Annotated in this window: 9 protein-coding genes; 1 reads left to right on the top strand and 8 read right to left on the bottom strand. The window is 71.7% G+C overall.

Annotated elements, in window-relative coordinates:
* Window positions 1-42: 42 nt before the first annotated feature.
* Both DAE25_RS15475 and DAE25_RS15470 read right to left on the bottom strand, forming a co-directional pair.
* Entirely contained in the window at window positions 43-570 is a 528-nt protein-coding gene (locus DAE25_RS15475; RefSeq protein WP_107767100.1) for a hypothetical protein, read from the bottom strand.
* Complete coding sequence (locus DAE25_RS15470) at window positions 548-931, bottom strand: hypothetical protein (RefSeq protein WP_234411079.1); 384 nt, start codon at window positions 929-931, stop codon at window positions 548-550. The genes DAE25_RS15475 and DAE25_RS15470 overlap by 23 nt, the downstream gene beginning before the upstream one ends.
* Window positions 932-1,241: 310 nt before the next feature.
* Here DAE25_RS15470 and mobF point away from each other — a divergent pair, with 310 nt between their 5' ends.
* Window positions 1,242-7,157, top strand: coding sequence for a MobF family relaxase (mobF, locus tag DAE25_RS15465; RefSeq protein ID WP_107767099.1), 5,916 nt, complete (start codon window positions 1,242-1,244; stop codon window positions 7,155-7,157).
* 466 nt (window positions 7,158-7,623) lie between these two features.
* On the opposite strand, the gene DAE25_RS15460 is transcribed toward mobF, so the two are convergent.
* The 6 genes from DAE25_RS15460 to DAE25_RS23575 all read right to left on the bottom strand — a co-directional run bounded on the left by DAE25_RS15460 (window position 7,624) and on the right by DAE25_RS23575 (window position 11,979).
* Complete coding sequence (locus DAE25_RS15460; RefSeq protein ID WP_085872186.1) at window positions 7,624-8,427, bottom strand: M48 family metalloprotease; 804 nt, start codon at window positions 8,425-8,427, stop codon at window positions 7,624-7,626.
* 142 nt (window positions 8,428-8,569) lie between these two features.
* The gene (locus DAE25_RS15455; RefSeq protein ID WP_159083755.1) at window positions 8,570-8,917 is read right to left on the bottom strand and encodes a hypothetical protein; all 348 of its coding nucleotides are present in this window, start codon (window positions 8,915-8,917) and stop codon (window positions 8,570-8,572) included.
* Between the two features lie 5 nt (window positions 8,918-8,922).
* Window positions 8,923-9,624, bottom strand: coding sequence for a hypothetical protein (locus DAE25_RS15450; protein WP_107767011.1), 702 nt, complete (start codon window positions 9,622-9,624; stop codon window positions 8,923-8,925).
* A complete protein-coding gene (locus DAE25_RS15445) occupies window positions 9,621-11,099 on the bottom strand; it encodes a type IV secretory system conjugative DNA transfer family protein (protein WP_234411078.1) in 1,479 nt (492 codons plus the stop codon). The genes DAE25_RS15450 and DAE25_RS15445 overlap by 4 nt, the downstream gene beginning before the upstream one ends.
* Window positions 11,096-11,380: a hypothetical protein gene (locus DAE25_RS23580; protein ID WP_199907632.1), complete on the bottom strand. Its 285-nt coding sequence runs from the start codon at window positions 11,378-11,380 to the stop codon at window positions 11,096-11,098. Before DAE25_RS23580 ends, DAE25_RS15445 begins: the two co-directional genes overlap by 4 nt.
* Complete coding sequence (locus DAE25_RS23575; protein WP_165763411.1) at window positions 11,377-11,979, bottom strand: hypothetical protein; 603 nt, start codon at window positions 11,977-11,979, stop codon at window positions 11,377-11,379. Before DAE25_RS23575 ends, DAE25_RS23580 begins: the two co-directional genes overlap by 4 nt.
* Window positions 11,980-12,035 lie beyond the last annotated feature (56 nt).

Here is a 12,035-nt window from a genome sequence, read left to right as displayed (position 1 = left end):
TAGCGCTCTCCGCTGCGGGCGGCCTTCTGCATCGGCACGCTCTCACCAGAGCGTCAGTTGCTCGCCCAGCAGTTCCTGGAGCCGCGCGAGGTCGTCGGCCACCAGCTGCGGGTCCTCACGCGCCAGGTCGCGCAGTTCCCGCGCACGCCGACGCGGTCCGCGCGGGTCGGCCAGCGGGCTGTAGGGGAGCCGTCGCTGCACCGACCACTCCCGGCGATTCTGCGCCGCGCTCGACACCACGACGTGGTCCGGCGAGATCCGCTGACATAGCGGGTTGTGACAGCGGTGCCCGAGCAGCCGCGCCTCCGCGAGCGCCGGCGCGCCGTGCATCACCGCGAACGCGAACCGGTGCGCGATGATCACCCGCCCCGGCGCGTACCAGAACCTGCCATGGCCACCACCGTCCGTGCGCTCGCGCTCAGACCGACCGGACACCGCGCCGGTCCACCACAAGCACTCACTGCCCGGAACCGTGGCGACCTTCGCCCGGTACCGCACGAGCACCCCCGGATCGCTGATCGCGGCCGCGACCGCCGTGAGGCCGGCGTCATCCAGCCGACGAACCGGCACCCGCTCCCCCACTCCCAGCGGTCGCCAGCGCCGCGCCGTCGCCGCCCTGGTCGCCATCGTCGGCCTGGGGCTCGCTGGCGAGCCGCCGCAGCCGCGTCGCCTCGCGCACGGTCACGGTCTCGCCGCACCACTCGACGGCCTCGCCCAGCGACAGGCCCTCAGCCTCGGTCAACTCTCGCAGCGCCTCACCGGCGCGCTTCTCGGTCTCGGCCACCGCCGCGTCGCGCTCACCGATCGCGACCATGACCTGCTCGGCTAAGTCGATCACCCGGCGCTCTCGCTCTTCGCGCTCCTTGCGCCGCCTCTCGGCCATCTCCCGCGCCGTACGCCGCGCCTGCTGCTTGATCGTCTGCTGACTCATCCGGTCCTCACTCGTGTCGACATGGACTCTGACAGTCACCTACGACATTTCCCGGACCTCGAGCGATCACTGAACCCCAAAACCTTCAAACCGCTCCCCCAGCCGATCCAGCGCAGCCCGTCCAGCCACCTGATCCAAACCCGACGCCTCAGCCGTCACCGACGGCCTTCAGCGTCCCCCCAGATTTCCGCGAACTCCCAAGTGCCACACACCTCTTGCATTCTCGGTCTGCCGAATAGAAAGAACACAGCAACAATCTGGCCGGAAGTGATCGCACAGCCCGCCCGCGCGCACGTAGGTGACCGTGACGATGAGCCTCCACAAGCTGACGGCGGGGTCGGGGTACGACTACCTGACCCGCCAGGTCGCAGCGATGGACGCCACCGACAAGGGCCACACCGGACTGGCGAGCTACTACACCGAGAAGGGCGAGACCCCCGGGGTGTGGCTCGGCTCCGGCATGGAGGGACTCGAGGGACTCGACGCCGGCGACATCGTCACCGCCGACCACATGCAGAGCCTGTTCGGCTCCGGTCACCACCCGCTGGCCACCCAGCAGACCAAGGACCTGGACCTGCGCATCGGCCGCGGCGGCGTCGACCGGCCGACCGACGCGGACTACAAGACGGCCCGCCAGCTCGGCACGCCGTACAAGGTCTACGAGAACGACATCAGCCCGTTCCGGATCGAGGTCGCCAAGCGCATCGCGGCCCTCAACGAGGCCGCCGGCCTGCCGGGTGATTGGCCGGTCCCCGCGGCCGACCGGGCCAAGGTCCGCACCGAGGTCGGCACCGAGTTCTTCCGTGCTGAGCACGGCCGCGAACCCGCCGACGCACGCGAGCTGGCCGCCGCGATCGCCAAGCACTCCCGACCGAGGACCAACGCCGTGGCCGGCTACGACCTGACCTTCTCCCCGGTCAAAAGCGTCTCGGTGCTATGGGCGATCGCCGACCCGAAGACCGCCGCGGTGATCGAGCGGGCCCACCAGGCGGCGATCAAGGACGCCCTAGGCTTCATCGAATCCAAGGCCCTGTTCACCCGCCGGGGCACCAACGGCGTCCGCCAGGTCGACGTCCGCGGCCTGATCGCCACCGCGTTCACCCACCGCGACTCCCGCGCCGGCGACCCCGATCTGCACACCCACGTCGCGGTGGCGAACAAGGTCCAGACCCTCGACGGCAAGTGGCTGGCCATCGACGGCCGGCCGCTGCACAAGGCGGTCGTCTCGGCCTCGGAGACCTACAACACCGCGCTCGAGCGGCACCTGATCGACGCCCTCGGCGTGCGGTTCGAGGAGCGGCCCAACGAGGACGCCCGCAAGCGGCCGGTGCGCGAGATCGTCGGCGTCGACCCCGAGCTGAACCGCCGCTTCTCCAAGCGCCGCGCCAACGTCGAGGACCGCCGCAAGGTCCTCGCGGCCGCGTTCCAGGCCACCCACGGGCGGCCTCCCACACCGGTGGAGACCATCCAGCTGTCCCAGCAGGCGACGCTGGAGACCCGCGAGGCCAAGCACGAGCCGCGCTCGCTGGCCGAGCAGCGCGAGACCTGGAGCCGTGAGGCCATCGAGGTGCTGGGCACCCCGCAGCGGGTCAAGCAGATGGTCCACGGCGCACTGAACCCGAAGGGCGCAGCGCGGTCGCTGGCCGACTCGGCCTGGTTCGCCAAGACCACCGACCGGATCGTGGCGACGATGGAGGGAGGCCGCAGCACCTGGCAGTACTGGCACGTCTACGCCGAAGCCCAGCGGCAGGTCCGAGGCGCCAACGTGCCCACCAACCAGGTCACCCAGGTCGTCGACCTGCTCGTCAGCGAGGTCCTCGACGGCCGCTCGGTGAGCATGGCCCGCCCGTGGGACACCATCAGCGAACCGTCCGAGCTGCGGCGCGCGGACGGGGCCTCGGTCTACACCCAGAGCGGCGCCGAGCTGTTCACCTCGGGCAAGGTGCTGGCCGCCGAGCAGCGCCTGGTCGAGGTCGCCGGCCGCCACGACGGGTACGCCGTCGAGGCATCCTCGGTCGACCTGGCGCTGCTCGAGTCGACCGCCAACGGCATCACCCTCAACGCCGGACAGGCCACGCTGGTCCGCGAGATGGCCACCTCCGGCGCCCGGCTCCAGCTGGCGATCGCGCCCGCCGGATCCGGCAAGACCACCGCGATGCGCGCCTTGGCCAGCGCCTGGACGGACGGCGGCGGCACCATCATCGGCTTGGCTCCCTCAGCGGCGGCCGCCGACGCCCTGCGCTCCCAGATCGACACCCAGACCGACACCCTGGCCAAGCTGACCCACTCCCTCGAGCAGGCCCGCGAGACGGGAGCCGCGATGCCCGCCTGGGTCGCCGGCATCGACTCCTCCACCCTCGTGGTCATCGACGAGGCGGGCATGGCCGACACCCTCTCCCTGGACACGGTGGTGTCCTACATCCTCGAGCGCGGCGGCAGCGTCCGCCTGATCGGCGACGACCAGCAGCTCTCCGCGATCGGCGCCGGCGGCGTGCTGCGCGACATCCGCGCCACCCACGGAGCACTGCAGCTGACCGAGCTCGTCCGGTTCAAGGACCCCGCCGAGGGCGCCGCCTCGCTCGCGCTGCGCGAGGGCAAGCCCGAGTCGCTCGGCTTCTACCTCGACCGCGACCGGGTCCACGTCGGCGACCTGGCCACCATGACCGAGGACGTCTTCGCGGCCTGGCAGGCCGACCGCGCCGAGGGTCTGGACTCGATCATGCTCGCCCCGACCCGCGACCTAGTCAGCGAGCTGAACCAGCAGGCCCGCGCCCACCGGCTCGAGGGGATCGACCCGGCCGACGTCGCCGCCAGCGGGCCGGTTCGCCGGCTCGCCGACGGCAACGAGGCCTCGATCGGCGAGCTGATCATCACCCGCGAGAACGACCGTCGCCTGCGGACCTCGGCCACCGACTGGGTCAAGAACGGCGACCGCTGGCACGTGCTGGAGATCCACGACGGCGGCGAGCTCACGGTCCAGCACACCCAGCACGGGCGCACCGTGCGGCTGCCCGCTGACTACGTCGCACGGTCCACCGAGCTCGGCTACGCGTGCACCGTGCACACCGCCCAGGGCGTCACCGCCGACACGATGCACGGCCTGGCCACCGGCAGCGAGTCGCGCCAGCAGCTCTACACGATGATGACCCGCGGCGCGCACGCCAACCACTTCTACCTCGAGGTCGTCGGCGACGGCGACCCGCACTCGGTGATCCACCCGACGCTGGTCCGGCCGCTCACGCCGACCGACATCCTCGAGTCGATGCTGGCGCGCGACGACACCCAGCGGTCCGCGACCAGCCTGCTGCGCGAGCAGGCCGACCCGGCCACCCGGCTCGGCGAGGCCTCCCAGCGCTACCTCGACAGTCTCTACGTCGCGGCCGAGCACCTGCTGCGCCACGACACGATCGCCGGCGCCGACGGCACCCCGGTCAACGTGGTCGACGCCCTGGACAACGCGGTCGAGACACTCGTCCCCGGCCTCTCGGAGGAGGCCGCCTGGCCGACCCTGCGGGCGCACCTGCTGCTGCTCGGTGCGGCAGGTGAGCACCCGGTCGACGCGCTCCGGGGTGCCGCCGGCGACCGGGAGCTGGAGACCGCGCACGACCGCGCCGCGGTCCTCGACTGGCGCCTGGACGCCTCGGGGCTGCGCAACGCTGGCGCCGGCCCGCTGCCGTGGATGCCTGCGGTGCCGGCCCGGCTGGCCGACGATCCGCACTGGGGCGCCTACCTCGCTCAGCGCGCGCACCTGGTCACCGACCTCGCCGAGCAGGTCCGCGCGCGGGCGACCGACCATGCCGCGCTGCCGGCATGGGCCCAGAACGGCCTGCGGCCCGAGGCCGCCACGGTCGCCAACGTCGAGGTCTGGCGGGCCGCCATCCAGGTCCCGGTCGGCGACCGGCGACCGACCGGTGCACCGCAGCTGCAGAAGGCCTCCGCGACCTGGCAGCGACGGCTCAACCGCGCCGTCACCGGCGACCACACGCCGGCGCTCAAGGAATGGCGCCAGCTGCTCTACTCGCTGGCCCCGCAGGTCCGCGACGACGAGTTCACCCCGCTGCTCGCCGAGCGGCTGGCCGCGATGTCCCGCGCGGGCGTCACCGCCCACGAGCTGCTGCGCACCGCCACCGCGGCCGACCACCCGGCCGGGCCGCTGCCCGACGAGCACGCCGCGGCGGCCGTGTGGTGGCGCATGGCCCGTCAGCTCACCCCGGCCGTGGCCTCCCAGATCGGCGACGGTTCCCACGGTGAGAGCGTCACCACCGAGTGGACTCCGCGACTCGCGGATCTGCTCGGTCCCGAGCGCGCCGCGAGCATCCAGGCCAGCACCTGGTGGCCCGCGCTGGTGTCGAACGTGGACCACGGCGTGCAGCGCGGCTGGCAGGTCGAGGCCCTGCTGGGTGCCGGCCGGGCGATGCCGAGCGACGGCTGGGAGGGCGTCGACGAGTGCCAGGCGCTGGTCTGGCGGACCTCCATCGCGCTGGAGACCGCTCCCGACGAGCACGCGCACGAGTACCACTTCGACGAGCCGCCGGCAGACCTGTGGGACGGGATCGAGCCGGACCCGGCGACGCTCGTCGACCACGCCACCGACACCGACTGGGCCGACTGGCCGCTCGCCGAGGACCGCGGCCCGTACGACGAGCACCTGGTCGACGCGCCCGCCGAGGCCCTGGTCGACGTCGATGCCGGCGACCTGGTCGACGTCGACGAGGACCAGTTCGTCGAGCCCGACCTGACGCTGGCCGCCTACATCCGCGACCTCGGCGGCAGCCGACTGGAGCCCACCGACGCCGACCTCCGGGTCATGTACCAGCGGGCCGAGGAGTGGCAGTCCTCCCCCGTCACGCGGGAGCGCATACTCGAGATCAACGACATGGCACAGGCCTTCTTCGAGGCCCGGTTCACCGACTCGTGGGGCCGCGACTACCTCACCGGACGGTTCGGCATCGACCTCGCCGGCGACGAGCGGTTCCGTCCCGGTCAGGCGCCAGCCGGGTGGACCAACCTGGTCGACCACCTGCGCGGCGGCGGTGTCAGTGACGCCGAGATGGTGGCCACCGGCGTCGCCACCGAGGCCAGCACCGGTCGCCTCATCGACCGGTTCCGCGACCGCGTGATGTTCCCGGTGATCCACCAGGGCGAAGTGCTCGGCTTCGTCGGCCGCCGCCGGCCCGACCTCACCGACGCCGACAAGGGCGGCCCGAAGTACCTCAACACAGCCGACACCCCGCTCTTCCACAAGGGCGCCCAGCTATTCGGTGTCGTCGACGAACTGCTCGCCGAGGGTGCGGTCCCAGTGATCGTCGAGGGCCCGATGGACGCCGTGGCGGTCACGATCGCCAGCCACGGCCTCTACCTCGGCGTAGCGCCGCTCGGCACGTCGCTGACCGATGAGCAGGCCGCCCAGCTGGCTGCCGTCGGCCGCGACCCGATCGTGGCCACCGACGCCGACCTCGCTGGCCAGGTCGCGGCCGAGCGGGACTTCTGGATGCTCACCCCGCACGGCCTCGACCCCGGCTTCGCGCGGTTCCCCGACGGCCTCGACCCCGCCGACCTGCTCGCCCAGCGCGGGCCCGCCGCGCTCACTGCCGCGGTGGCCAGCGGCCAGCCCGCCTTCCGCTCGCTCGGTGACCAGTTGCTCACCGAGCGGCTGGACAACCTCGCCCCGGAGCAGGCACATCTGGCCGCCATGCGGGTCATCTCGGCACGTCCCAGCCGCGCCTGGGAGCCGGGCGTCAACCAGGTCCGGGCCCGGCTGCAGTTCTCCCAGTTGCAAGCGCGACGGGACCTGCGCGACGCGATCAAGACCTGGGATGCCGACCCGCGGAAGGCGGCACTGGCCGAGCTCCACAAGAGCAGCGAGGTTCGCGCACGGCTCTCGGCCGCGGCCGAGAAGACCCCGGCCGAGCGGTGGGCCACCTTGGCTCGCGAGCTCGACCCGCGGCTGCTCGAGCAGGGCGACTGGCCGGCCACCGCCGCGATGCTGCAGCAGGCCCACGAGCAGGGTCACGACGTCGGCGCCGCCACGCGCGGCCTGGTCGCTGAGAAGCCCCTGGGCGACAGCCCTGCCCGTGACCTGCGCTACCGGATCGTGTCCCGCCTCGAGATCCCGATCGACACCGGCGAAGGCACCCCGGCGCCGACCCAGTCGCCGGGCGTGGCACGAGATCGGCAGGACGTGAACCGTCCGCGGCCGCCCCGCCGCGGTACTCCTCGCCGCTGACCCGCTCCGGAAGCCCGCAGGCTGGCGTCACGGTAAGACCAGCTGCACGATCCTGTGGTCGCGGTGACAGCGGCCTCCGCAGCCGGTCTCGTCGATCAACGTCTTGGCCTCCAATGCACTATCAGCCGTCTGGTGCAGGGACACGGCTCCGTGCCGGTACCTGACAGGCCCAGAAGGTCTGCACGCCACCAACGCGATAGCTCCTTCGCCGGAGACCCACGGAGCGTCGTTCCAGATGCACTTCGCCATCGTCAGAAAGGTCCTGTGCTTACGTGAGCAATTGTGCTGCCGCCAAACTGGTCCCAGATCGGTTGGAGTCACGATCGTCATCCTCACGCAGCGAAGAAGCCAGGGTCTACCCAGGCCGCAGCCGACCGGATGGACTACGTCGGCTGCCAGCCGCTGAACGGGCCAACGAGGTCGGCCCGGCTGCTACCAGAGGTGTTTCGCCGCCGCGTTCGAGAAGTCACCCAAGGCGACGGCGCATGGCTGCGAGCCGCGCCTGCGGCTCGGGGTGGGTTGCGAACCACCGCCGCTCCAGCCGCGACCACGCGGGGCCGCCGTCGGGCGTCGGCCACGCCAGGCTTTTCTCGTAGAACCGCATCAGCTCCGCGGCCGCGTCCAGGTCGCGAGTCAGGTCGATGGCGAAGAGATCGGCGGCAGCCTCCTCGCGCCGGTCGAAGGTGAAGCGGAGACCGAGAAACGCCACGGCCGCACTCATCGTGGCCAGCAACGAGGGGCCGGCCAGCTGGGGCGAGGCCACAAGAGCAGCTGCAGTGAGACCAGCGCCTGCCAACACGAGGAGTAGGTAACCGACCAGCCACGAGTACCGCGCCGCCGCCGAACTGCGCTCGCGGCGGATGACGTGGCCGAGCTCGTGGGCGGCCAGGCTCTGCACCGCGCCGACGCTGAGGCCGGTGAGCGCGGCCCGCGCGAACACCACGGTGGGGGGACGACCAGCCCGGAAGCGGGTCACCGCGAGACCACCATCGCCCGCGGTCGCATCGGCTTCCCCGGCGACCGGGGCGCCCAGGATCGCAACGACGTCGGTTGCCGGAGGCGGGACGTTCGCGACTGCGGCGACCGCGGCCATCGCCGCGGCGGCCCGCTGCTGCAGCATGACTTCGACCGGGCTGGTTTGCCCGCTGGTGCGCCAGCTGACCGACCAGGCGAGCAGGACCTTGGCAAGCGCCACGATCAACAGAACGGCTCCGCCGAGGTAGGCGATAGCCACCACGATGAGGAGCGCTGAGGTCAGCTGATCCGGCATCAGTTCTACGCCTGGGTGGTCGACGGGGCGAGAACGCTCAGAATGGCTCTCCCACAACGAAGCGGTGTGTGACTACCCGCTGGCAGGGGTTTCCGTTCTCTCAGCGGCGTTCTGACGCCGTCTTGTGCCCGTCGTGCCCACTTCATGGCGATGCAGTGGGCGCGAGCTCCACGTCTGGGGTCGCCGACGTCGACGGGATTGCGCGGTCCTCGGCCGCTCGGCCGCGGGCGGCTGTCGCAGGCTCCTCGAGGTCCTCGGTCGCCCCGACCATCTGACGCTGCTCCTCTGTGCTCGGTACGCCGTAGCGGCGATCGGCCATGGCCTCGACCTGTGCAACGGCGTTCCACACGTCCTCACCCGAGCCGTGGGAGTAACAGGCGTTGACGTGTTCGCGCGCGTGGCCGAGCTCCTTCTTGCTTGAGCGCGGGTGCTCGCCGAGAGCCTTGAGGGCGCGCTGGGCTCGGCGGATGGCCTCGGAGCGTTCGTTCATATGCATCACTCGCGGGGTCCCTTCTCGGTGCGGGTGCGCGGCTGAGCGCCGCCCAGCTCGTCGTCGTGGATCTCGCCGGTGTCGAGGTCGACGAGGCCGAGCCGCGGTGGACCGTCCGGCGACTTTTCGTGTGCCCGCCGGTTGACGGGCAGAGCGTCGATGTCTTGGGCAAACGTGTTCTCGCGGCGCTGTCGGCTGCCGTCGGCCAGGTGCTCGCTGTGGCGCGGCTTGGCCGGCCAGCTCTTGTGCTCGTCGTCGCAGTGGGTGCGCAGCCTGTTGCGCATCCGGTCGGTGAACGCCGGAAGGCAGTAGCGGTGCCACTCCTCGAGCGCGTCGCTGGTCATCGCCAGGCCGGCCCGCCGGCGCTGGTCGGCAAGGACGGCGATCTCGTGGACCAAGTGCGGGTGCAGAGGCCAGCAGCTGGGGATGAGCCCGGAGACGTCCCAGGTGTACTCGCGGTTGAGCCAGATCACGACGTCCTCGAGCCACTCCCACAGGTCGTGACGCAGCTCGGGGTCCAGGCAGGTTGCCGGCTCCCAGGGCCGCGACAGCAGCCCGTGGTTGCCGAGGGCCTTCTTCTCCTCCTCGGTGCCGTTGATGGCGATGTGGAGCTCGCGGTAGGCGAGCCGGACGTGGCCCCCGGGGACGGGGAACGGGAAGACCATCAGCGTGGGTGCCGCCCGGCGGGTCTGCTGCTCGGTGGTCACAGTTCACTCCTTGCGTGGTCGGTCTCGTCGTCGACGAAGCCGAGACGGCGTGCCTCGACGAGCGCCGCGGTGGCTCGGGCCTCGGGGGTGATGACCATGCGCCGGTCGTTGGTGAGGCGCTCGCGCAGCGCCCGCTGGTCGGCCAGCAGGCGTTCCCCTGCCTTGCCTTCGACGCAGCGGTGCAGCTTGGCGATGATCGGCTTGCCGTTCTCGGCGACGACCAGAGCTTGGCGTTCGGGCAGTTGCCGGACTTCCTCGGGCCGCATGATCGGGATGTCGTCGCCGGAGAAGCTGCGCCCACCGCCACTGGCTCCGCCGGTGGAGTGGGTGACCCGCCCGATGCGGACCGTTCCGAGGAGGTCGGAGATCTCCTGGTTGAAGGCGACGTCCTTGGAGCCGCCGAACATCACCAGGGCGTTGGTGAGGCCGAGCAGTGCTCGGGCCTCGTGCTCACCGAAGATGCTGGTCAGCTGGGGCCGAGTCTGGGCGGCCCAAATGAACGACAGCCCCAGGGCGCGCTCGTTGGCCATTCGGGTACGGAGGGTCGGAAGCGGCGCGGTCGACGGCAGCTCGTCGAGCACCGAGACCAGGGGCGGGCACAGCCGGCCGCCCCACGGGGAGCTGTTGGCCAGCAGCAGGCCGGTGTCCAAGACGTGCTCGGCCACGGCGGTCATCAGCGGGCTGGCCGAGGCGTAGGGGTCTTCGCGGCCGAGCAGGTAGATGGTGCCGCGTCGACGGATCACGCCGGCGAGGTCGGTGGCGGGACGTCCGGGGCTGGGAATGCAGCGGCGGCGGATGTCGGCCTGGAAGAACAGCGAGACCGCCTGCTGCACCGTGGTGACGGTGTTGCCGGCGGTGCGGTCGTCACCGTTCAGCGCACCGTGCAGGAGGCCGTGCCAGAACGGCTCAGCGTGCGGGTGCCGCCGCAAGATCTCCATCGGCTGGGTGGCTGCGGTGGGGTTGGCGACCCACTGCAGCACGTCCTCGAGCGTCCTACCGGTCAGCGCCGCGGCGTGGAAGTAGCCCTGCAGCACCTTCGCGGACTCGGCGGCGTAGAACCGCGCAGCATCGTCGCCGGTGCCGCCGGTGATCGCGCCCTTGACGGTGCCGGCGGTGAAAGCCTTGGCGCGCCGCTCGGCGACCTTGGGGTCCACGCAGCCGGCGATCGGGTCCCAGATCAGCTCGTCGACGACGCCCTCGGCCAGTCCGAAGGGGTCGAGCACCACGCACGGCCGGTCGTCGCGGGAACGCTCGGTCAGGCTGAGCAGCAGGTCCTCGACCTTCGTCAGTGTCACCAGGGCGGCACCCGGAGCGCCGAGCAGCGCAGGGGTGAGCAGGTCGAGGGTCTTGCCGGATCCCTGCGGGCCGATTACGCCGGCGGTGCGGTCCCACGGCACCCACAGCTCGCCGCCTCGCGGCTCGTGGGCATCACCGATGCGCCAGCCCACGTCCCAGGGGTCGAACCTCAGCTTCATCGCGCCACCTCGGGAACGGTGTCCCCGCTCGGGGCGAGGCAGCGACGGCAGATCACCGCACGGCCGTGGCGTTCTTCTGCTCGGCGACCGAGGAGCGGGAAAGAGGCGTCGGACAGCAGGTCGCGCGCCTCGCAGAGGAGTTCCACCTGGCCGGCAGCCACGTAGTAGTGGCGCTCGACGAGGACCGGCCGGTGTCCGCGGCGGCGACAGCTGATGCCGCTCCGACGGCGGCCGCAGGTGCGAAGTGACGGGTTGCCGTGCAGTGGGGTCTCGTTGCTCATCGGTCTTCCTTCGTTCGGCGGCCGTCCAGGAGCCACGGGCTGAGGCCGTGGCCCAGCTGCGGGCCGGGTTGTTCGGTGAGGTCGCCGGCGGTGCGCTGGACCGGTGCCGGTGTCGCGGCGGCGTGCTTGCCGTAGAGGTCCGGGCGGACGATGCCGGCGACCTTGCGGAGCCGGGTGACGCCGAGCAGCTTCTCGGCCTCGGCTGCGGTCGCCATGCCTCGCATGCGGCCCGGGCCCCAGCGCTGGTAGGCCCGCGCGCCGAGCCAGATGGTCGCGGTGAGCAGCGCGACCTCGGCCAGGGCGAGGCTGACCCAGACCAGGCCGCTACCGGCCAGACCGTCGGACGTGGGGCTCGGCAGCCCGGCGTCGGCGTGTCCGCCGAGGACGCCAGGAAGGCTGGTCCAGAAGGCGGTGCCGATGGGTGAGGGGAACGCGCCGGCGTTGGCGTCGGGCCATGTCCATCCGGCGCCGGCGAGCAGATTGGCGACTGATCGTCCGAGCTGGATGCCGATGACACTGACGAACAGGGTCGCCAAGGCCACCGCTACGGGGATCTCCCAGGTCCACGGGTAGGGGTCTCGTCGTCGCTCACGCTGCATCGGTCTCGCCACCTCCAGGCGGTCGTGGGTCGTTGGGCCTCGCTGGTCACCTATGT

This window comes from Nocardioides terrigena, from assembly GCF_003047265.1.
Lineage (GTDB): Bacteria > Actinomycetota > Actinomycetes > Propionibacteriales > Nocardioidaceae > Nocardioides > Nocardioides terrigena.
The sequence above is the reverse complement of the archived record's forward strand: the minus strand, read 5'-3'. Positions and strand labels throughout refer to the sequence as shown.

Excerpts from the sequence above, each read along its gene's own strand:
- DAE25_RS15470 (WP_234411079.1), bottom strand. The coding sequence starts at position 931 with ATGAGTCAGCAGACGATCAAGCAGCAGGCGCGGCGTACGGCGCGGGAG.
- mobF (WP_107767099.1), top strand. The coding sequence starts at position 1,242 with ATGAGCCTCCACAAGCTGACGGCGGGGTCGGGGTACGACTACCTGACC.
- DAE25_RS15460 (WP_085872186.1), bottom strand. The coding sequence starts at position 8,427 with ATGCCGGATCAGCTGACCTCAGCGCTCCTCATCGTGGTGGCTATCGCC.
- DAE25_RS15455 (WP_159083755.1), bottom strand. The coding sequence starts at position 8,917 with ATGAACGAACGCTCCGAGGCCATCCGCCGAGCCCAGCGCGCCCTCAAG.
- DAE25_RS15445 (WP_234411078.1), bottom strand. The coding sequence starts at position 11,099 with ATGAAGCTGAGGTTCGACCCCTGGGACGTGGGCTGGCGCATCGGTGAT.
- DAE25_RS23580 (WP_199907632.1), bottom strand. The coding sequence starts at position 11,380 with ATGAGCAACGAGACCCCACTGCACGGCAACCCGTCACTTCGCACCTGC.
- DAE25_RS23575 (WP_165763411.1), bottom strand. The coding sequence starts at position 11,979 with ATGCAGCGTGAGCGACGACGAGACCCCTACCCGTGGACCTGGGAGATC.